Origin of the sequence: Pseudarthrobacter sp. NPDC059871, assembly GCF_042731175.1 — a bacterium.
Taxonomy (GTDB): Bacteria; Actinomycetota; Actinomycetes; order Actinomycetales; family Micrococcaceae; genus Arthrobacter.
On record NZ_JBHWJV010000014.1, the window covers coordinates 88,824 to 109,397 of the forward strand.

The window sequence follows — 20,574 nt, forward strand, 5'->3', positions numbered from 1 at the left end:
TTTTAGGCCTGCCGGATGAGCCTGGCTAAGGGCTTTTGGCCCCTAACTCGGTCCCCGGCGGCAGCGCTCCAACTAGGGGATCAGGCGGTCCGCACGGTAGCGGTCAAACAGGTCGGTGAAGGCATCCACCGTCCGCCGGTACCCCGTGAAGCCGGCGTCGCGGCTCTTGCCCATATCCGTCACTACCTCGATGTTCCGCCCCAGGTCGCCGTCAGTGTGCCACCAGGACGCGACGCGGCCCAGGTCCGGTTCTGCCAGGTTGTGGCGCGCGGCAAGTTCCCGCCACTGGTCCTCCCGCCCCGCCATGGCCTGCTCAAGCGGACGGGGCTCCCCCTGGTACCCCTCCCACTCCACACCAAAATAGGCTGCGAGCTTGGGCCACATCCAGCGCCAGCGGAACACATCGCCGTTGACGATGTTGAAGGCTTCATTGGCGGCGCCGGTAGTAGTGGAGGCCCACAGCATGTGCTCGGCGAGCAGGCCGGCATCCGTCATATCGGTCAGGCCGTTCCACTGGGTCTCGGATCCGGGGAAGACGAACGGCTGCCCGCTGTCCCGGCACAGGGTGGCCTGCGCGGCGAGCGTGAGGCCCATGTTCATCGCGTTGCCCACCGCGTGTCCGATCACGGTGTGGGCGCGGTGCACTGACCAGGTGAATCCCTGCTCAGCCGCCGCTGCCCAGAGTTCGTCCTCCTGGGCGTAGTAGAAGTTGTTCACCGGAAGCCGCGGTTCCTCCTCATGGAAGGGCGTGTCCGGCATTTCCCCGGCGGCGTACGCTTCGAACGGTCCCAGATAGTGCTTGAGCCCGGTCATCAGGGCAACGTGGGCCACGTCCTTGCCCCGCAGCGCCGCAAGCAGGTCACGCACCATACCCGCGTTCACGGCGATGTTCTCTTCCTCCGTGGCGCGCCGCGTCCATGCGGTGAAGAAGACATGGGAAGGGTTCTCCGGAGCAAGCACAGCGGTCAGCGCGGAGGCCGAGGTCAGGTCCGCGGAGAGCCACCTGACGCCGGCGCGCTCGGGTCCGGGCCGGCGGGACAGTGCCAGGACTGCCCAGCCTTCGCCCACCAGGGTATCCACCAGGGCGGAACCTGAGATTCCGGTGGCCCCCACCACCAGGGCCGTCCGTCCGTTACCCGCTGCTGTTCCTGATCCGATGGTCATGGTGCTCCTTCTGTTAGGTGCTGTGTATCCGCGCGACAGCACGGCCTCACGCTGTGGCGGAGGCCCGCGCGCTGCATCGCGCCGGGTCAAAGGGCCACTGGGGACCCTCTAGCGACAAGCCCCGGCATCGGGCAGATATTCCGCCCTACCCCGTGACGGTGCCGGCGCAGGCCACACGAGTCCCGCTGTGAAACACCTCCGGCGGGACTGTTACGCGGAGCGCGGAAAGTGGTTGCTGCGTACCTGCGGCGTTGAGCCTGTTCGCCCGGCCCGCACGGCGGAAGCCGAAGAAATTAGGGGTCTCATCCGCCCAGCTGTCTATGTTCCAATGGGAGGGTTGCACCGGCTGCCCGAGTCCAACCGCGGCCTCGGCCCAACGGAAGGAAGAAGCACATGACCGATTCCCCAGAGCATCCTCAGGTTCCCACTCCTGCCAGTGCGCAGGGTGCAGACCAGAAGGCCGAGGGTGGCTGCCCCGTGATGCATGACAGTGCCACTGCGCAGGGCAGCGAGAGCGAAAACCCGGCCATCGACGCACCCCAGCCCAAGGGGCACCGGCCGCGGACCATCGCCGACTGGTGGCCCAACCAGCTGGATCTTTCCGTCCTTCACGCCAACCACCCGGCCGGCAACCCGCTGGGCCCGGACTTCAGCTACCGGGACGAATTCCAGAAGCTCGACGTCGAGGCGCTCAAGCAGGACATCACCGAGGTCCTCACCACGTCCCAGGATTGGTGGCCGGCGGACTTCGGCCACTACGGCGGACTGATGATCCGGATGAGCTGGCACGCGGCCGGCACCTACCGCGTCCATGACGGCCGCGGCGGAGCGGGCGACGGCGGCCAGCGGTTCGCGCCGCTGAACAGCTGGCCGGACAACGCCAACCTGGACAAAGCCCGCCGCCTCCTGTGGCCGGTAAAGCAGAAGTACGGCCAGAAGCTCTCCTGGGCAGACCTCCTGGTCCTCGCCGGCAACGTGGCCCTCGAGTCCATGGGCTTCAAGACCTTCGGGTTCGCCTTTGGCCGGGAGGACGTGTGGGAGCCGGAGGAGATCTTCTGGGGACCGGAAGATGCCTGGCTGGGCGACGAGCGGTACGTCGCCGAAGGCCAGATGGCCGACGAGGTGGGTGCCACGGAAATGGGGCTGATCTACGTCAACCCGGAGGGCCCCATGGGCAACCCGGACCCGCTGGCAGCGGCGGCGTTCATCCGCGAAACGTTCAAGCGCATGGCCATGAATGACGAGGAGACCGTGGCGCTGATCGCCGGCGGCCACACCTTCGGCAAGACCCACGGCGCCGGCAGCGCGGACGACCATGTGGGCCCGGAGCCGGAGGGTGCAGACCTCGAGTCGCAGGGCCTCGGCTGGCTGAGCACGTACGGGTCCGGCAAGGGTGCGGACACCATCACCTCCGGCCTGGAAGTGACCTGGACGGACGTGCCCACGCAGTGGAGCAACCGGTTCTTCGAGATCCTGTTCGGGCACGAGTGGGAGCTGGTGGAAAGTCCCGCCGGCGCCAAGCAGTGGGTGGCCAAGGACGCCGAGAAGATCATCCCCGACGCCCACGATCCCGAGAAGAAGCACCGGCCCACCATGCTCACCACGGACCTGTCGCTGCGTGTGGACCCGGAGTACGAAAAGATCTCCCGCCGCTTCCTGGAGAACCCGGACCAGTTCGCGCTGGCGTTCGCCAAGGCTTGGTACAAGCTGCTGCACCGCGACATGGGCCCGGTGGGCCCGCACCTGCTCGGCCCGTGGGTTCCGGAGGCGCAGCTGTGGCAGGATCCTGTTCCCGCCGTCGGCCATGAACTGATCGGCGAGGAGGACATTGCCGCGCTGAAGGCCAAACTCCTGGACTCGGGCCTCACCGTCCCGCAGCTTGCCGGGACGGCGTGGGCGTCCGCCGCCACGTACCGCAAGACGGACCGGCGCGGCGGCGCGAACGGTGCCCGGATCCGGCTGGAACCGCAGCGCAGCTGGGAAGCCAACGAGCCCGAACAGCTCTCCACGGCGCTGCAGACGCTGGAGCGCGTGCAGGAGGAGTTCAACTCCGGCCAGGCCAACGGCAAGAAGGTTTCGCTCGCGGACCTGATCGTCCTCGGCGGGGCCGCCGCGGTGGAAAAGGCAGCGTCCGACGCCGGGGTCCCCGTCACGGTGCCCTTCCGTCCGGGCCGCACGGACGCGGCGCAGGAACAGACGGACGTCGAGTCCTTCGGCTACCTGCAGCCGCGCGCGGACGGGTTCCGGAACTACATCCGTCCCGGGGTGAAGCTGCAGCCCGAAACCCTGCTGCTGGACAAGGCCTACCTGCTGGACCTCTCCGCACCGGAGATGACGGCTTTGGTGGGCGGCATGCGCGCGCTCGGCACCAACGTGGGCGGCTCAGGCCACGGTGTCCTCACCGACAAGCCGCAGGCCCTGACGAACGACTTCTTCGTCAACCTTCTCTCCCCCGGCACCAAGTGGAAGGCCTCGGAGAACGAGGAGAACGTCTATGAAATCACGGATGTCTCCACCGGCGAGGTGAAGTGGACGGCCACCGCCGTGGACCTGGTGTTCGGCTCCAACTCGCAGCTCCGCGCGCTGGCGGAGGTCTACGCCAGCGGCGATGCCAAGGAGAAGTTCGTCCATGACTTCGTGGCCGCCTGGGCCAAGGTCATGGAACTGGACCGGTTCGACCTGAACTGATCCCTTTTCGGCGGCCCCGGGTCGCTGAACCGGCGTCAACGAAATGGCGGCGAAACCATACCGGTTTCGCCGCCATTTCCGTGTCCTGTTTTGGGTGAACCAGCCGGACGGGCTCACGCCTTCTCGGGCCCCCCGGGCCTCCAGGGCGTGTGCGTGTGCGACAGCCACACCGCGCCCGGGTTCAGCGAGCGCACCAAATGCTGGCCCTCCGTACCGGGGTTGTCGAGTTCGCCAAACCACACGGCCGTGTCCCCGGCGATCACGGTCGGCACTCCGCCCCCATCGATGACCACGATCTGCGAGCCGGCGGTATGGCCCGGGGCGGGAAGCAGCCGTATCCCGGGAAGCAGCTCATGCTCCCCGTCGACCGGGACGTAAGTGATTCCGGGCGGGTCCACCCACTCCGGAATGGTGTAGTCCTCCTGGGTGCGGGCGTCCTCGAGTTCACGGCGCTGCACATAGATGGGCTTGCCTGCAAAGAGGTGGTTGCCGCCGCAATGGTCGAAATGCAGGTGGGTGTTGACCACCATGTCCACGCTGCCCAGGTCGAAGTCCTGGTCGCTCAGGAGATGGAGGCGGGGATCCATGTCCGCCACCGCCGGATGAAGCTCAGTCAGGCCGGTATCAACGAGTACGCGGCCCTCGGGGTGGTCGATGACATGCACGTAGACCGGCATCAGCTCGCCCTCGGCCACCAGGTCGGCAACACGAATCGGAGTAACGCTGATTGCAGGGGAAGAATTCATGCGTGGACCTCAGTTCCGCATCATGGCCGTGATGCCTTGCGGGAGCAGCAGGGCGCCGCTCCTGGCTGCGGTGGCTGATGCTCCGTCCAGAATTGCACCGGTTCGGGCGCTCCGCTAGGTGGCAGCGGCAATGAGGGACGCCATCTGCTTCCCGGCGTCGCTCCCGGGCGCCGGCGTGTAGACCACCAGATGCAGGTCCGGCCGGTCCGACGGGGACAGCTGGTGGTGCTCCAACTGCAGCACGCCCACGGCAGGATGGTGGAACAGCCGCTCGCGTGATTCGAAGCCCAGGATGTCGTACCGGTCCCACCCTTCCCGGAATTCCGGGCTGGCATCCTTGAGCCGTTCCACGAGGTTCTTGACGTCCACGTCCCCCAGCCGCTGGCCCGTTTCGGCGCGGAACTCCGCCAGGAATCTCTTGCTGGTCACCTCCCAGTCGGGCAGCAGGTCCCGCACGTAGGGATCGGTGAACACCAGCCAGAGGAGGTTGCGGTCTGCAGCAGCAACCGTGGCGATGTTGGGGAAGAGCGCCGCGTAGGCGTTGTTCCAGCCAGCGACGCCCCAGTCCGGGAACAGCGCGAAGGACGGGTTAGGGTCCAGGGCATCGAGCAGCCGCTGGAGATGGGCAGGCGCTGTAGCGGCCGCCGTCGTGCTCGGTCCGGCGGAGGCATATCCGCCGAGCGACAACACATAATCCAGGCCGGTGTCCGAAAGATGCAGCGCCCTGCTGACGGCTTCCAGCACCTGGCGGGACGGGCTGATGTCCCGGCCCTGCTCCAGCCACGTGTACCAGGTGACGCTCACGCCCGAAAGGAACGCCACCTCTTCACGGCGCAGGCCCCGGTCACGCTTGCGGGCTATGGGCGGGAGTCCGTAGTCCACCCGGAGGGCCTGGTCGCGGCGGGCCCGCAGGAAGAGGCCCAGCTCTTTGCGGCGCCCGGAATTCTGCATCTGCAAATACTATTACTCTGGTACTCCCACTACTAGTAGCAAGGCCGTCTTCCTCTTGCGGCGGCGCCAGAGAAGGATGGTCATCATGCCTGCACTACGTTCAAAGACAGTTACCCACGGCCGCAACATGGCCGGAGCCCGCGCACTGCTGCGCGCGTCCGGCGTCGCCAACTCGGATATCGGCAAGCCGATCATCGCCGTGGCCAACTCCTTCACCGAATTCGTCCCCGGCCACACCCACCTCGCCCCCGTAGGCCGGATTGTCTCCGACGCGATCCTCGCCGCCGGCGCAGTGCCGCGCGAGTTCAACACCATCGCGGTGGATGACGGCATCGCCATGGGCCACTCCGGCATGCTCTACTCGCTGCCGTCCCGTGACCTGATCGCCGACTCGGTGGAGTACATGGTCAATGCGCACTGCGCCGACGCCCTGGTGTGCATCTCCAACTGCGACAAGATCACCCCGGGCATGCTGATGGCCGCACTGCGCCTGAACATCCCGGTGGTATTCGTCTCCGGCGGTCCGATGGAGGCCGGCCGCGTCACCCTGACCGACGGTTCCGTCCGCTCCCTTGACCTGGTTAACGCGATTGCCGATGCGGTGGACGAATCCATCTCCGATGAGGACATCAACCTCATCGAAGAAAACGCCTGCCCCACGTGCGGCTCCTGCTCCGGCATGTTCACGGCCAACTCCATGAACTGCCTCGCCGAGGCCATCGGCCTGGCCCTGCCGGGCAACGGCTCCGTGCTCGCGACCCACACCGCACGAAAGGCGCTGTACGAGAAAGCGGGCGCTACCGTCGTCGAGCTCGTGAAGCGCTACTACGACGGCGACGACGACTCGGTGCTGCCGCGCAACATCGCCACCGCCGAAGCCTTTGACAACGCCATGGCGCTGGACATCTCCATGGGCGGTTCCACCAACACCATCCTGCACCTGCTGGCCGCTGCCCAGGAAGCCGGCGTGGAATACGGCCTGGCCGAGATGGATGCCAAGTCCCGCCAGGTGCCCTGCCTGGCCAAGGTGGCCCCGAACGTTGCCGGAAACATGACCTATTACATGGAGGACGTGCACCGTGCCGGCGGCATCCCCGCGCTGCTGGGCGAGCTGAACCGTGGAGGCCTCCTGCACAAGAACGTCCATTCCGTGCACTCCACCGACCTGGACGGCTGGCTGGACGACTGGGACATCCGCGGCGGCAAGGCCACCGAAGAGGCGCAGGCCCTGTGGCACGCGGCTCCCGGCGGCGTCCGTTCCTCCACCGCGTTCTCACAGTCGAATGAGTGGACTTCCCTGGACACCGACGCGGAGGGTGGCTGCATTCGCTCGGTGGAGCACGCCTTCTCCAAGGACGGCGGCCTGGCCGTGCTGCGCGGCAACGTGGCGGTGGACGGCGCCGTGGTGAAGACCGCCGGCGTGGACGAATCCATCTGGACCTTCTCCGGCCCTGCCGTGGTGTGCGAATCCCAGGACGAAGCCGTGGAGAAGATCCTGAACAAGCAGATCAAGGAAGGCGACGTGGTGGTGATCCGCTACGAAGGCCCCAAGGGCGGTCCCGGCATGCAGGAAATGCTCTACCCGACGTCGTTCCTCAAGGGCCGCGGCCTGGGCAAGAAGTGCGCGCTCATCACGGACGGCCGCTTCTCCGGCGGCACCTCCGGCCTGTCCATCGGGCACATCTCGCCCGAGGCTGCCTCCGGCGGAACCATCGCCCTGGTGGAGGACGGCGACATCATCAGCATCAACATCAGCCAGCGCTCCCTGCAGCTGGAGGTCTCCGATGAGCTCCTGGCCGAGCGCCGCGAGAAGCTGCTGATCAACGGCGGCTACAAGCCCAAGGACCGGGAGCGCCACGTCTCTGCTGCGCTGCGCGCCTACGCCGCCATGGCAACCTCCGCGGACAAGGGTGCCGTCCGCGACGTGTCCCTCCTGGAGCACTAGGCTTTAGCGATCAGCAGGACCCCCGTCCGGAGTTTTCCGGGCGGGGGTCTTTTGCGTTACAGCAGGTCAAGAGGGCAATTGTCCGGAAACCTGCCAGAATGGCCGGATGATTACCGAGCACGCCCTGCTTCCCGTCATCCCCGGCCAGGAAGAGGAGTTCGAAGCCGCCTTCGGCCAGGCCCGGCACATCATCGCGGCCATGCCGGGCTTCATTTCGCTGTCGCTCTCGCGGTCGATCGAGTCCCCCGGCACTTACCTGCTGCTGGTGGAATGGGAGACGCTTGAAGACCACACCGAAGGGTTCCGCGGCTCTCCCGAATACCAGCAGTGGCGGGCCTTGCTGCACCGGTTCTACGAGCCGTTCCCCGTGGTGGAGCACTACACCCATGTGACGTCGGCCCGGCCCGCCGATGCCCACTCCGGCACTTCGAAAGACCCGGCCTGATCCGGTGGGCAGGCTCGCTGTGGTCACTGGGGCCAACCGCGGACTGGGATTCGCAATCGTCCACGAGCTCGCGGAGCACGGGTGGGACGTCCTCGCCCTGACCCGCACTTCCGCTGAACCTGCGGGCGGACCCTGGCCGGCCGGCGTCGTACCCGTCCAACACGACGTCCGGTCCGAACCGGCGCCCGCGCTCACGGCGGCTGTGGGCCAGAGGCCCGTTGACCTGCTGGTCAACAACGCGGCGCAGGGCGCCCCGCGCGGCAAACTGGGTGCCATCGAGGCTGACGGCCTTCTGAACGCGGTGGATGTGAATGTGGCCGGCCCGCTGCGGCTGACGCAATTCCTGCTGCCAAACCTGCTGGCCGCTCCCGATCCCGTCGTGGTCAATGTGTCGTCCCGGCTGGGTTCCGTGACGGCGCAGGCGAATGGCGATTTCGCGGATCTTTCCACCAGCTACGCGTACAAAGTGTCCAAGGCTGCCCAGAACATGCTCACCGTTTCCCTGGCCCAGGAGCTCCAGGACCGGGTCCGCTGCTGGGCGGTGCACCCAGGCAAGCTCGCCACAGCCATGGGGCAGTCCGATGCCTCGAAGCGTCCCGCCACGGCCGCGCGGCAGCTGCGGGAACTCGTCGACTCCCAATGCCGGACGTCTCCCCGGTTTTGCTCCCTCGGCGAGGAAGACCTGGCCTGGTAGCCGGGACCGCGGCCCGGCGCCATTAGCCTTGAACCGTGAGCATCAAGGCTGTCCTTTTCGACCTGGACGATACCCTCTTCGACCATCTGGCATCGGCAAAGGCAGGGCTTCATGCCTTCACGCGGCATCTCGGACTTGCAGCTTCCGATGACCTGGCCCAGGCCTGGTTCACGGTCGAGCGGGCCAGTTACGACCGCTTCCTCGCCAAGGAGTTGACGTTCCAGGAGCAGCGCCGGGAACGGCTCCGGCATTTCCTCCCGCTGGCCGGCCATGCCGTACCTGCGGGAGAGGAGGCGTTGGACGAACTCTTTGCGGTGTATCTGGAGTACTACGAGCGGTTCTGGCAGGCATTCCCTGACGCTGGGCCCTGCCTGCAGATGCTTCGCGATGGCGGCGTACTGACGGCCGTGGTCTCGAACGGAAACCACGGACAACAACTGGGGAAGATCAGGAACGTCGGGCTTGAGCCGGCGCTGGACGCAATCTTCACTTCGGAGTCCATCGGCCATCCCAAACCCATGCCGGAGGCCTTCCTGAAGCCGTGCCGGGCCTTGGGTGTTTCTCCGGCGCAAGCACTGTACGTGGGCGACAACTTCCGGGTTGATATAGAAGGCGCCCGCAATGCCGGGCTCCAGGCTGTTCACCTCCAACGGGGAGGCAACCCAGCACGCGGGACACTTCAGACGCTGAAGGAGCTCATTCCACTGATGTCGTCTCATGCGGTGCCAGGAGCGTAACTGCTCACCTGTTAGGATCGGCTGCGGATCGTGGGAAGGCCCCCACGCGAGTCGAAGCTCGAGCGCGGGGGCCTCCTTGTTGCCTCCGCATTGGGGGAATTGGAAGCAACTAAAAATCTACCCGCTGGTAACCTCCGGAAATGCCGATTTGGGCGGCGGGCGGGGAATCTTGACTGAAATTTGAGCCCGGGCGCGGGCTGACGCTGCGGTTCAGTCCGTTTCCGGCCCCTTGGTCGAGTCCGGGTCCTCTTCGGGCTCGAAGGTGTTGGGTTCGGCGTCCGCGCCGATCCCCACGCCGTCGTTGCCGCCGGGGACCCCGCCGTCGCCCTTCGCTTTTTCCTCTGCCGCCTGGTCCCCGTCGTCGGGCAGTGAATCGGGTGAGTTGATGGTCATCGTTGCTCCTCCATTGGCCGGGCCTCCACGCTAACAGCCCCTGCCGCGAAAGGCTCCGGCCCGGCGCCAACTTTTTGGCGCACGACGGCGGTCGGCGGCTTGGGAACGGGTTCCGGAACGCCGCAACCCGCCGTCGTCAGCCGTTCTTTAGCGCTTCGGCGAGCATGACGATGATGCCGCTGGGCCCGCGAACATAGGAGAGTTTGTAGATGTCTTTGTAGGTGGCCACGCCGCGCAGCGGGTGGCAGCCGTGCTTCGCAGCGATCTCCAGGGCTTTGTCGATGTTGTCCACGGAGAAGGCGACACGGTGCATGCCGATTTCGTTGGGCAGCGTGGGGGCCGTCTCGATCGCGTCCGGGTGGATGTATTCGAAGAGTTCCAGCTGGCCGTGGCCGTCCGGGGTCTGGAGCATGGCAATTTTGGCATGGTTGCCGTCGAGGCCAACGGCGGTGTCGGTCCATTCGCCGCTTACCGTATCCCGCCCCACCACCGCGAGGCCGAGATCGGAGAAGAAAGCTATGGTTTCCTCCAGGTCGCGGACGGCGATGCCCACGTTCTCAAGCTTGATGGTCATAGGTGCACGCTACCGAGGCCGGTGGTCCGGGTCCAGTGGTCGGCGGTCTGACCAGACTCCAGAATTTTCCGTCTTCCAACTACAGCACACGCTTGCAGCCGTAATGGTCTACGCGTAAAGTCTACACCGTAGACAATTGCGCTCGGCGGTCTTTATCCTCCCGGTCTGCGTACCAAGTCACCCCGGGTTTTTTGTGCAGGGCACCCGAGATTCCCGCTATAGCCACATGGTGGGGCCGTGCACCTAGCGAAGGACGCCACCATGTCGCATTCGCAGTTCAGTACCTTCCTCCGGGAAGCCACGTACCTTGACGCGTCATCGTGCGCGAATATGGACCCGGACAAACTCTTCGGGCTCTACACCAGTTGGTGTTTCATCAATCAGCAGCCTCTGGGCACGGAGTCGAACTTCTGGGCGGCCATGGAAGCACTCGGTACACAGCACGGCAACGGGTTGCGCATGAAAGGCGCCACGGCCGTGGATTACATCATGGCAACCTACCCCAAACTCGTCTGACAGCCAGCAGTGCAGCGCAGCCAGCACCTCGCCCGCCTGCCAATGCTGCCGGGAGGGAAAGGGCCTCCCGTAAGCCCACGCATCTGGACAACGGAGCCCCTGATTCATTTGGCAATTTCGCGCCATGTGCAGTGGGTTGCTCGTAAGCCCGGATCCCGGAGGCATCCGGCAGGGGCCGCCATTGGCTCCGCTGCCGCAAGAACTGAGGGGTGACAATGAATCCACGGTACCCGCACCGGTGGGCCCGGTTCCTGATTTCCACAGGCCTTGCCACGGTTTTTGATATCTGGCTCGAATACTGGGCGTCAGGTGGATGCGCCGATGAGACGATGCTGGATGCTGGATGCTTTTTCCACGGTGCCATCGTCCTTCCCGCACTTGAGGACGCTCTTCTGCTTGAAGCATTGAAGGGCCTCCCACCCCCTTGGTAGAGCGGCGAAACACTTGCGTTTCAGGGAACGTGGATGCTTTTTCTGGACATTTTCAGTGGATGGCGGAGCCGCAGCCAGGGCAGGACCAGGTGCCAGGAGACGCTCGCGGAGTGTCCGTTATGGAACCGGCGTTGGTATCTCATAGTGGCCGCGCCGGCGGCGCGGCTTGCTGAAAGGAACTGCCGGATGTCAGAGGAACGCGTCTCTTACGGTTTTCCGCTACCTGGAGGGGAGGTATGCCCGACCGGCTCGTTTCGGCTGTCGCTCGGGACCGGCAAGTGCGAGTGGTCCGATGGCCTGTACCGGATCCACGGTTACACCAGGGGTGAGGTCGTGCCCACGCAGGACCTGATTTTGGCACATAAGCACTCGGAAGACCGGGACGCGGCCCGGCAGCTTATTGCCACCCTGTCCCGGGATGGTGGGCAGGCATCAAACTTCCATCGCATCATCGACAGCAATAGTAAGGAACACCGCGTCCTGACCGTTGCCGAGGCCGACCGGGACAGCACCGGCGAGGTATCGACAATCCACGGGCTGATGATCGACCTGACCCGGGCGATGGCCATCGAAAGCGGTCACGCCGCCGCAGCCGCATTAATCAACGCCTACGGCAGCCGCGGCGTTATCGAGCAGGCCAAAGGCATCCTCATGGGTCACTTCAACATCGGCCCGTCTTCAGCTTTCGACCGGCTTGCCTTGCGCAGCCAAAACACCAACACCAAGGTCGCAGTGGTCGCGGCCAGGCTGGTTACCGCTGCCGAACACGGACACATCCATGAGGTCCTGCACGGTTGGGCCACACCTCGCTAACACCAGGAACCAAAGGACTCAGATCCAAACCTGAAAGTTGTGACCTAACACCCTCCAAGCGGCTGCCTCCGTGGCGCGCTATTTGTACGCCGTCTCTACGGCTCGGGTGGCCAATTGATCTGAAGTCCCGTCGGAAGTTCTAATCACCCAGTGGCCCTCATCATCCGTTTCGTCAGCGAACGGGTTGGAACCATCCTGCGGGGGCGGGGATATGACGTGGGCGTAGTAGAACGTGTTGTCGTTGCAGAAGCCAAGGAACGGGTAGTCCCCTACGGGAGGCATCGCAGATTTGCTGCTCGCTGCGCACACGGTGCCATCGGTCAGCTTCAGGTAGACAGGCCTGCCTAGTGCTCCAGGGCTTTTGGAGGGCTCAATTCCCCTGACTTTGAGCCCGTCCAGGATCTTCCAGCTCAGGTCTTGCTCGAGGCAAGCATATTCTTCGGATGCCGCCGGGCTGCGGAAGCACAGCGCTTCTGGGTAGTGGGCCACACCAGGGACGCTGAAAACACACATGTCGGCGTCAAATCTTTCGGTGACCCGTGACGGGTCGCACCAGTTATCCTCCGACGGGGTAACCGGCACAGCTGGCGGCCTGCTATCCAATAATTCGTGGGCCCAGGGGTCGACAGACACGACCTGTGTGCCATGGGGAGCTGCTGGCGTGGTTCGTTGGCCGTTTCCGGTGGTGGCGGTGCAGGCAGTCAGCGCCACAATAGCGGCCAGGAAGCAGGAAATGCGCGTGCGATGCATCTTGACCTCCACTGAGGGACGATTCCGCAAGTGTGCAGGCTGCCATTCGCGACTGGATAGGGGTTTGAACCCCTCTCCACAGGTTGGGGGCGTGCCCCTAACAACCCGGATCTCTGGTCAACATGTGGATTTTCAGGTCCAGTCCGATGAGAAGTCGAGCGGCGGCCACCAGCGGGTCCGTGAATGCACCGGGAACCTGCGGCCGGTGACTTCGGTGGGCGTAATGCGGATCAGGTGATCCTTGGGTCCCGGCAGCCACGGTTCACGGTCCGGGTCGGCCAGCTCAACGGGTGCTTCGCCCTCCGGCACCTGGCCCGGGATGCCCTTGACCACCACGCTCCACACCTCCGTGCTGTAGGTGCCCAGCCCGTCCGTTTCAAAGGCGACAGGCGTGCTGCTGAGCAGGGCGTTGAGCTTCGCGCCGGGGGCCGTGCGGAACAGGATGGTGCGGTCCACAGGCACGAAGTTAACAGGGAAGATCTCCGGAACCGCCCGGTTGATCACCGCCAGCCTGCCAATGTACGCGGATTCCAGGTATCGCCAGCACTCGTCTTCGGTGAGGGTCTCGGCTTGCGGCTGCTGCTGTGGGGTGGCCATGGCCGTGATTCTAGGCCGGGGAGCCGCGGCGCAACAGGGCCGTGTTGCCCCAACCGCCAGCGGACCAGAAACCGATCAGCCGTTCCCGCCGGGCGGCCGGATGATCCGCCGCTGCGTGGCAGCGGCAATGGCCGCGGTCCGGTTGTCCACGCCGAGTTTGCCGTAGATGTGGACCAGGTGCGTCTTCACGGTCGCCTCGGAGATGAAGACCTGCTTGGCGATGGCCCGGTTGGACAGGCCGGTGGCCAGCAGTTCCAGCAACTGCACCTCCCGCGGGGTCAGCGAAGTGCCGGGGTTGCTGATCCGGTCCATCAGCAACGCGGCCGCCCTCGGTGCCAGGGCCGTGCCGCCGGCCGCAGCCTGCAGGACGGCCTGCCGCAGCTGTTCGGGCGGGGCATCCTTCAGCATGTAGCCGCTGGCGCCGGCCTCCACGGCAGCGAGGATGTCCGCGTCGGTATCGTACGTGGTGAGGATCAGCACCGGCGGCGGTGCAGCCAGTTTCCGGATCTCGGCGGTGGCGGTGACCCCGTCCATCCCCTGGCCCATCTGCAGGTCCATGAGGACCACGTCCGGCGGCTCCCCCAGCGCGGACAGCCGGTCCAGTTCCTTCAGCGCCGCCCGCCCGTCGGACGCCTCGGCGGCGATGGCGATCCCCTCAAACCCCGCCAGCATGGCCCGCAGCCCGGCCCGGACCACGGGATGGTCATCCACCAGGAGCACACGGACTTCACTCACGGAATTCACCATCCAGCGGCAGCCGGATGGCCACCACGGTGCCCTCGCCGGGACCGGATTCCAGCTCCAGCGAGCCGTTCAGGGCATCCACGCGTTCCCGCAGAGAGCGCAGCCCGAACCCGCCACCGTCTCCTCGCACGGCAGCCGCCGCAGCGTCCGGCTCGAAGCCCGCGCCGTCGTCGTAAATGTCCATGGTCACCTCCGTGCCCAGGAAGGCCAGGGTCACGACGGCGGTGCGCGCCCCCGCGTGCTCGCGGACGTTGGCGAGGCTCGCCTGGGCCGCGCGCAGCAAGGTGACCCGGACCGGCTGGGGCAGGTCCAGGGGATCACCGTCCACCTCCACCCGGCAGCGCAGCGGCAACCCCGCCGCTGCGGCACCTGTCTCGGTGGCGGCGCACAACCGTCTCAGTGCGTCTACCAGAGTGCTGCCCTCCAACTGCGGCGAGGACAGGCCGCGGACAAAGCTGCGGGCCTCGGCCAGGTTCTCCGCCGCAGTCCGCTGCACCAGCTCCAGCTGCGAGGCAGCCGCGCCGGAGTCGCCGCCCGCGAGGGACTGTTCGGCCGCCCGGCCCAGCAGCACGATGCTGGACAGTCCCTGGGCCAGGGTGTCGTGGATTTCGCGGGCCAGCCGCTCCCGCTCCGCGAGCACGCCGGCCTCATGCTGGGAACGGGCCAGCTCCTCACGCGTCCGGTGCAGCTCATCGGCCGCGCGCCGCTGGTTCAGGGCCTCGCGGTACAGGGCAGCGTAGGCCAGCCCCGTGATGACAGCGAAAATGGCGCCGAGCGCGGGCCCCACGACGGCTGCCACATGCGGAACGGGGGCACCGCTTGCTGCCCACTGGGAGGTGATCACCGCCGCCGTCATCAGCGTGATGGTCAGCAGCGCCGTGCGCCGGGGCAGCAGGTGAAGGTGCAGGAAGAAGATGGGGAACGCCAGCCACGCGAAGTCGGCACTGCCGGCCAGCAGGACGGCCCACAGCCCCGTCACCAGCACCAGCCACAGGAGGGCGAAGCGACGCGGATCCAGGGTGGCCCGGCCCTCGGCGTGGCGCTTCTCGAGGACCGTTCCGGCGAGGTACACCGCGGCGAGGACCACCGCCACCGCCGCCCAGAGCCAGCGCAGTGGATCTCCGGCCATCAGGATCCGGACCAGGGCAACACCCAGCAGCACCGCGAACCCGGTGTGCAGGGTGACCCGGAGAACCTTCAGGATCGCGGCGGACGACGCATTCTCCACGGCGACCAGCGGTCCCCGCGACGGGCTTCCGCCGGTTCTGTCCGGGGATGTCTGTAAGGGCGCGGCGGGCATTCCCCCAGCTTATGCCGGGGCTGCCGGCAGCGGATCAATCAAATGGTTGACTCCGGACTCCACCCCATGGCCGCCGGAGATCAACCGTCTCCGCGATGCCCCGGCTAACGCCCGGCGGGAGAGTGGAATTACTCAATTCCACTCCTGCTGAGAGAAGAACAACGTGTTCCTGGCAATCCGCGATATCCGCTTCGCCAAAGGCCGGTTCGCCATGATGGGCGGCGTCGTAGCCCTGATCACCCTGCTGCTGGTGATGCTGACCGGCCTGACGGCCGGCCTGGCCGAGCAGTCCACCTCCGCCATTGGCAAGCTCGGCGGCGCCGCCGGGTCCAGGCCCGTTGACGCCGTCGCGTTCGGCGCACCGGGTACTGGCACTCCCAAGGCCTCGTACACGGAGAGTTCGGTGACCGCCGGGCAGGTGGACCGCTGGAAGGACCAGCCGGGGGTGGCCGCCGCCGAGCCGCTGGGCATCACGCAGACCCGGCTGCAGACCGCTGATGGTTCCGGGACGGCCAACGTCGCCGTCTTCGGGGTCCCGGCCGGCAGCCCGCTGGCCCCTGCTTCCGTGGCGCCCGGGACGGCGGTGCTCGGCGCCTCGGTAGCGGACTCGCTGTCCGTGAAGCAGGGCGACACGGTAGGCGTCGGCGGCGTGGAACTCGCCGTCGCCGCCGTGGTCCCGGACCAGTGGTATTCGCACACCAGCGTGGTGTGGACGGACCTTCCCCAGTGGGCCAGGGTGGCGCACGTGTCCGACGGCGGGCAGCTGGCCACGGTGGTTGCCGTCACCTTTGCGGACGGTGCCCACGTGGACGAGCCAGCGGCTAATGCCACGGCGGGCACGGTGAGTGAATCCCGCACCGGGTCCTTCCAGGCTTTGGGATCGTACAAGAGCGAGAACGGGTCGCTGACCCTCATGCAGGCGTTCCTCTACGGCATCGCAGCGCTGGTGATCGTGGCGTTCCTGACGGTGTGGACCATCCAGCGGACCCGGGACATCGCCGTACTCAAGGCCATGGGAGCGCCCGCGTCCTACATCCTCCGCGACGCCATCGCCCAGGCCGCCCTCGTCCTGGTGGCAGGTGCCGCCTCCGGCGGGGCTGTGGGCGTTGCTGCCGGGTCGCTGGCCGCGCAGGCCGCCCCCTTCCTGCTGAACCTTGGCACCACGGTGCTTCCCGTCGTCGGGATCATCGCCTTGGGCCTTGCCGGTGCGGCCCTGGCCGTCCGGCGCGCCACCCGGGTGGATGCGCTCCTGGCCCTCGGCGGCAACTGAAAACCCCACTTCCTGAAAGGAAACCCCATGCCTGCTTCCCCCACCCCCGCTCCCCTTGATCTCATTGACGTGACCCTCGAATACCCCGACGGCACCGGAACCACCACCGCCCTGGACCGGGTCAGCCTCACCGCACACGCCGGCCAGCTGGTATCGCTCGTAGGCCCCTCGGGCTCCGGGAAATCCAGCCTCCTGGCCACCGCCGCCACCCTGGTCCGGCCCACCCGAGGGCAGGTCCTCATCGACGGCACAGACACCTCCGGCCTCAAGGACAAGGAGCTGACGGCCCTGCGGCGCAGCAAGATCGGCATCATTTTCCAGCAGCCCAATCTGCTCCCCTCCCTGACGGCCGCCGAGCAGCTCATCATCACCGACCACCTGCGCGGCAGGCCAGCAAAAGCGGCCCGCGACAGGGCGGCGGGCCTGCTGGACGTCGTCGGGCTCTCCGCGAGCGCCCGCAAGCTGCCGCACCAGCTCTCCGGCGGCCAGCGCCAGCGCGTCAACATCGCCCGCGCGCTGATGGGCAGCCCCAAGGTGCTGCTGGTGGATGAGCCGACGGCGGCGCTGGACCATGAGCGCAGCGAGGCAATTGTCCGGCTGCTTCGCCGGGTCACCACGGAATTCTCGGTGGCCACGGTGATGGTCACGCATGACACCGAGTTCCTGCCGCTGACGGACGCCGTGGCCACCATGCGGGACGGACGGCTGGCGGCGCCGATCCTGGCCAGCGCCTGAGCGGGGTGGGAACAACGCAGACAGCCCCGGCGGGGTCTCCCGCCGGGGCTGTCTGCGTCCGTGACGCGGCTGATGGCTAACCCTTCGGGGTCACCTGCAGGCGGTCGAAGGAGACCTGCTTGCCGTCCTTGTCCAGGACCACCACATCATCGCGGCCGTTCTGGACCCCCGCCGGGAGGATGAACTCCACGGTGTTGGCGGTGGTGGGGAAGAGCCAGCCGATCCGCTGGCTGCGCTTGTTGAGGTAGACGTAGTACCACTGCCCGTAGCCGAGCCCTTCAAGGACCACCTTCTGGCCGTTCCTGTACTTGTCCTGCGTCTTCAGGTCGAACGGCGGCGCCTGGCCGTCGAAGTCCTGGACCGTCAGGGCGGGTTCGGTCTCCGGCTGGGCGGGCTGGAGCTCAAGCTGGATTCCGCCGCCGCTCACGGAAACGGTGGCACGCTTGGTTCCGTTGTCCCCGGTGGCGCTGAAACGTACTGCGTCCAGCTTCCCGGCGGCGATATCAGCTGCGGTGAGCACGTAGTCCCTGGTGGCAGTCACAGTGCTGCCGGCTGCGAGCGACGGTTCGCTGATGCCTGCGTCCGGGGCAGCCACCCCGGTCAGCGGGACATTGCCCGCGTTGCCCAGGGTGTAGGAATACGTCACAACGTCGCCTGCGGAGGCGTACCTGTCGCCGTCCTTGTCGGTCCAAACAGCTGCGACGGTGCCTTCCAGGCTGACATCGCGCACTTTCAGGTCCACTTCGCCGCCGTTGACGGCGTAGGTCCGGGTGCTCTGGCCCGCTGCGCTGACGTCCCAGCTGGTTTGCGGAATGAAGAAGCCCTGGGCTGCTTCCTCCGCGGTGACGGTGTGCCGTGGCGTGGCGCAGGTGTAGCCCTGGCCCGCAGGCAGCACGCTGTACCGGCAGTTCCCGGGACCGTCAGGCACGAGGGGGCTGAAGTTGCCCGCCGTGGGCACCACCTTTTCCACCAGGGGGCTGGTGTTGGCGACGTCGAACTTGTAGGGCAAGGCCTCCCCTGCCGTGTACGGCTGCGCGGCGAGGTCCCGGCCGGCGTCATTCCGGCTGCCCGTGATCGTGGCGGAAACCAGGCCGTCGCGCAGGGCCACGGCCGCTCCGGTGAACGCCACCATTTTGGTGAGCGACGGCGTCGCGCTGGCCGTGATGCTGAAGGTGGCCTGCGGCACGAAGTAGCCGCGGGCAATTTCATCGGCCGTCACCGTGTGCCTGGCCGTGGTGCAGGTGTAGCCGGCACCGGCGGCCAGGTTGTTGTACCGGCAGTTAGGGCTGCTGGGCGCCCCGGGGGCGGGTGGCAGGAAGCCGGCGTCGAAGTTGCCGGAAACGGGTACTGAGTTTGCCGTGACATTGGCCGTGCTCTTCACGGTGAACGTGTAGCTGACAACGTCGCCAGCCTTGTACGGGCTGGCCGCCACGTCGCGGTCCGGCGCGGCCCCGGTGATGGTGAGGCCCACCTGCGGTGCCACCGGCACCGTGGCCGTGAAGGTGGCCTGCGAAACCCGGCCGTCCGCCGTCGTGAACGCTGCATTAAGGTTTTGCGGGCCGCTGGCGTTCGCCGCCGCGGTCAGGTCCACGTTCACGGTTGCGGAGGCACCGGGCGCGACGTCGGGTACGGGCACCGTGGTGGCGGACCAGCCGCTGGGGGTGTACACGGTGGCACTCGCGCCGGAAAGCGTGGCGGCTTCCTGGTTGGTGACCGTCACGGCCACCTGCCGCGTGGCACCCGGGGCGGTGGTAACGGCGGGAACGGAAAGCGGTGCGCAGGCGTAGTTCAGCCAGGCATCGTCAAAGGCGGCGAACGGCATGTTGTCCGTGTAGTTGCCCTCGTACAGGACGCCGAACCGGCCCTCATCCAGCCGGGTCACGGTGGAATAGGCCGAGAATCCGGCGCGGATGGTGCGGACGCCTGGCCAGGTGGCGCCGTCGTCGCAGGACACACGGGCCGAGACGTTTTCGCGCCCGGTCTTGGAATTGGCGTTGGTGAAGATCAGCTTCTTCGCGTCGGCGGTGCCTTGTGCGGCGTTGGGGAACATGCGGGCGATGGCCCCGTTGTTGGCGGGGTCCGGAAGCTCGGTGTCCTGCGTGACCGGGCCGTAGGTGGCGCCGCCGTCGGTGGAGACCGCAACCTTGCGGTATCCCTGGTTGGCGTTGTCACGCGAGTTGAGCAGCACGCGTCCGTCGGAGAGTTCCACTGTCTTGTTTTCGTCCATCCGGTCGCCCACGTTGGCGCCCTTGTGCCACGTGGCGCCGTGGTCGTCGGAGAAGACGCTGTAGGCCTGGATCCTGTTGCTGCCGTCCGCCTGGCGGATATCCCCGGCGTACTGCTGGATCAGGCGGCCCTTGTACGGGCCGTACTTGAGCTGGATGCCCTCGCCGGAGGAAGCGAAGTTGGAGCGGACATCGCCGGCGGCCGGGCTGGTCTTGCTGGTGCCCGGCTTGGTGACGTCAGTGATGAGGCGCGGCTGGCTCCAGGTAAGGCCGCCATCGGAGGACTCAATGACCGCGGAGGAGATGACGGACCGGTCAGCGTCATCGTTGCCGAACTGGCTGCCGCCGAAGCCCTGGTCCTTGGAATACACGAAGAATGCGAAGACCTTTCCGGCCTCGGCGTCCACCACGTAGGACGGATCGCTGTAGCCGTACTTTGCAGCGGCGGCGTCGCCCACATGCCCGGCGGCGATCACCTGCACGGGCCCCCAGGTCCGTCCGCCGTCAGTGCTGCGGCGCTGCACGATGGAGTTGGGGTTGGGGGCATCGGCGGAGCTGCCGGGCCTGCCGTCCCATGCCGCGAGGACCACGCCGTTGCCCACATAGGACAGTGCGGGGATGCGGTAGAAGAAGTTGCTGGCGGTCCTGTCCGCGGCCAGGTTGGTTTCCTGGAAAGCACCGGGAGGAACCGTGGGGCTGTTGGACGGGATGGGTGCCGCCTGGGCGGGGAGCCCGGTTCCGGCGAGGAGGGCCAGGGCGAGGGCGCCTGTGCCCGCAGCCTGCCCCATCGATCTTTTCCTGGTTCTATTCGTGGTAATTCGCAAACCCATGTCCTTTCTGGACGCCGCGCTGCGGC

19 protein-coding genes are annotated in these 20,574 nt (G+C 66.7%); 9 read left to right on the plus strand and 10 right to left on the minus strand.

All coding sequences use genetic code 11. The features are described 5' to 3' along the window. Window positions 1–72: 72 nt before the first annotated feature. Window positions 73–1,164, minus strand: coding sequence for an SDR family oxidoreductase (locus tag ACFV4R_RS18045; RefSeq protein WP_377204048.1), 1,092 nt, complete (start codon window positions 1,162–1,164; stop codon window positions 73–75). Between the two features lie 393 nt (window positions 1,165–1,557). Here ACFV4R_RS18045 and katG point away from each other — a divergent pair, with 393 nt between their 5' ends. Continuing rightward, a complete protein-coding gene (katG, locus tag ACFV4R_RS18050; RefSeq protein ID WP_377204049.1) occupies window positions 1,558–3,852 on the plus strand; it encodes a catalase/peroxidase HPI in 2,295 nt (764 codons plus the stop codon). 113 nt (window positions 3,853–3,965) lie between these two features. On the opposite strand, the gene ACFV4R_RS18055 is transcribed toward katG, so the two are convergent. Further along, a complete protein-coding gene (locus tag ACFV4R_RS18055) occupies window positions 3,966–4,598 on the minus strand; it encodes an MBL fold metallo-hydrolase (protein WP_377204050.1) in 633 nt (210 codons plus the stop codon). Between the two features lie 114 nt (window positions 4,599–4,712). After that, complete coding sequence (locus ACFV4R_RS18060) at window positions 4,713–5,549, minus strand: helix-turn-helix transcriptional regulator (RefSeq protein WP_377204051.1); 837 nt, start codon at window positions 5,547–5,549, stop codon at window positions 4,713–4,715. A gap of 85 nt (window positions 5,550–5,634) precedes the next feature. On the opposite strand from ACFV4R_RS18060, the gene ilvD reads away from it, so the two are divergent. The 4 genes from ilvD (at window position 5,635) to ACFV4R_RS18080 (ending at window position 9,370) form a co-directional block, all read left to right on the plus strand. Continuing rightward, complete coding sequence (gene ilvD / locus ACFV4R_RS18065; RefSeq protein WP_377204052.1) at window positions 5,635–7,494, plus strand: dihydroxy-acid dehydratase; 1,860 nt, start codon at window positions 5,635–5,637, stop codon at window positions 7,492–7,494. A gap of 106 nt (window positions 7,495–7,600) precedes the next feature. Beyond that, window positions 7,601–7,939: an antibiotic biosynthesis monooxygenase family protein gene (locus tag ACFV4R_RS18070; RefSeq protein ID WP_377204053.1), complete on the plus strand. Its 339-nt coding sequence runs from the start codon at window positions 7,601–7,603 to the stop codon at window positions 7,937–7,939. Continuing rightward, complete coding sequence (locus tag ACFV4R_RS18075; RefSeq protein WP_377204054.1) at window positions 7,905–8,633, plus strand: SDR family NAD(P)-dependent oxidoreductase; 729 nt, start codon at window positions 7,905–7,907, stop codon at window positions 8,631–8,633. The genes ACFV4R_RS18070 and ACFV4R_RS18075 overlap by 35 nt, the downstream gene beginning before the upstream one ends. 35 nt (window positions 8,634–8,668) lie before the next feature. Next, window positions 8,669–9,370 carry an HAD family hydrolase gene (locus ACFV4R_RS18080; protein WP_377204055.1) on the plus strand — a complete coding sequence of 234 codons (702 nt, stop codon included), beginning with the start codon at window positions 8,669–8,671 and terminating at the stop codon, window positions 9,368–9,370. Between the two features lie 210 nt (window positions 9,371–9,580). On the opposite strand, the gene ACFV4R_RS18085 is transcribed toward ACFV4R_RS18080, so the two are convergent. Beyond that, window positions 9,581–9,763, minus strand: coding sequence for a hypothetical protein (locus tag ACFV4R_RS18085; protein WP_377204056.1), 183 nt, complete (start codon window positions 9,761–9,763; stop codon window positions 9,581–9,583). Between the two features lie 136 nt (window positions 9,764–9,899). Further along, complete coding sequence (locus ACFV4R_RS18090) at window positions 9,900–10,337, minus strand: VOC family protein (RefSeq protein ID WP_377204057.1); 438 nt, start codon at window positions 10,335–10,337, stop codon at window positions 9,900–9,902. A gap of 261 nt (window positions 10,338–10,598) precedes the next feature. Here ACFV4R_RS18090 and ACFV4R_RS18095 point away from each other — a divergent pair, with 261 nt between their 5' ends. Continuing rightward, window positions 10,599–10,853 (plus strand): hypothetical protein, encoded by a 255-nt coding sequence (locus ACFV4R_RS18095; protein ID WP_377204058.1) that lies wholly within the window; start codon window positions 10,599–10,601, stop codon window positions 10,851–10,853. A 617-nt stretch (window positions 10,854–11,470) separates the two neighbouring features. Continuing rightward, window positions 11,471–12,097 (plus strand): PAS and ANTAR domain-containing protein, encoded by a 627-nt coding sequence (locus ACFV4R_RS18100; RefSeq protein WP_377204059.1) that lies wholly within the window; start codon window positions 11,471–11,473, stop codon window positions 12,095–12,097. Between the two features lie 78 nt (window positions 12,098–12,175). Here the strand turns inward: ACFV4R_RS18100 and ACFV4R_RS18105 are convergent, their stop codons facing one another. From ACFV4R_RS18105 to ACFV4R_RS18120, 4 genes are all read right to left on the minus strand, one after another. Continuing rightward, complete coding sequence (locus ACFV4R_RS18105) at window positions 12,176–12,859, minus strand: hypothetical protein (protein WP_377204060.1); 684 nt, start codon at window positions 12,857–12,859, stop codon at window positions 12,176–12,178. Window positions 12,860–12,979: 120 nt separating this feature from the next. Then, window positions 12,980–13,444, minus strand: coding sequence for a pyridoxamine 5'-phosphate oxidase family protein (locus ACFV4R_RS18110; protein ID WP_056080726.1), 465 nt, complete (start codon window positions 13,442–13,444; stop codon window positions 12,980–12,982). A gap of 75 nt (window positions 13,445–13,519) precedes the next feature. Further along, window positions 13,520–14,179 carry a response regulator transcription factor gene (locus tag ACFV4R_RS18115; RefSeq protein WP_349034623.1) on the minus strand — a complete coding sequence of 220 codons (660 nt, stop codon included), beginning with the start codon at window positions 14,177–14,179 and terminating at the stop codon, window positions 13,520–13,522. Beyond that, entirely contained in the window at window positions 14,172–15,488 is a 1,317-nt protein-coding gene (locus tag ACFV4R_RS18120; RefSeq protein ID WP_377204061.1) for a sensor histidine kinase, read from the minus strand. The genes ACFV4R_RS18115 and ACFV4R_RS18120 overlap by 8 nt, the downstream gene beginning before the upstream one ends. A gap of 163 nt (window positions 15,489–15,651) precedes the next feature. Here ACFV4R_RS18120 and ACFV4R_RS18125 point away from each other — a divergent pair, with 163 nt between their 5' ends. Then, a complete protein-coding gene (locus tag ACFV4R_RS18125) occupies window positions 15,652–16,758 on the plus strand; it encodes an FtsX-like permease family protein (protein ID WP_377204062.1) in 1,107 nt (368 codons plus the stop codon). A 27-nt stretch (window positions 16,759–16,785) separates the two neighbouring features. Then, window positions 16,786–17,493 (plus strand): ABC transporter ATP-binding protein, encoded by a 708-nt coding sequence (locus tag ACFV4R_RS18130; RefSeq protein ID WP_377204063.1) that lies wholly within the window; start codon window positions 16,786–16,788, stop codon window positions 17,491–17,493. Window positions 17,494–17,569: 76 nt separating this feature from the next. Here the strand turns inward: ACFV4R_RS18130 and ACFV4R_RS18135 are convergent, their stop codons facing one another. Then, complete coding sequence (locus ACFV4R_RS18135) at window positions 17,570–20,506, minus strand: exo-alpha-sialidase (protein WP_377204064.1); 2,937 nt, start codon at window positions 20,504–20,506, stop codon at window positions 17,570–17,572. Window positions 20,507–20,574: the final 68 nt, after the last annotated feature.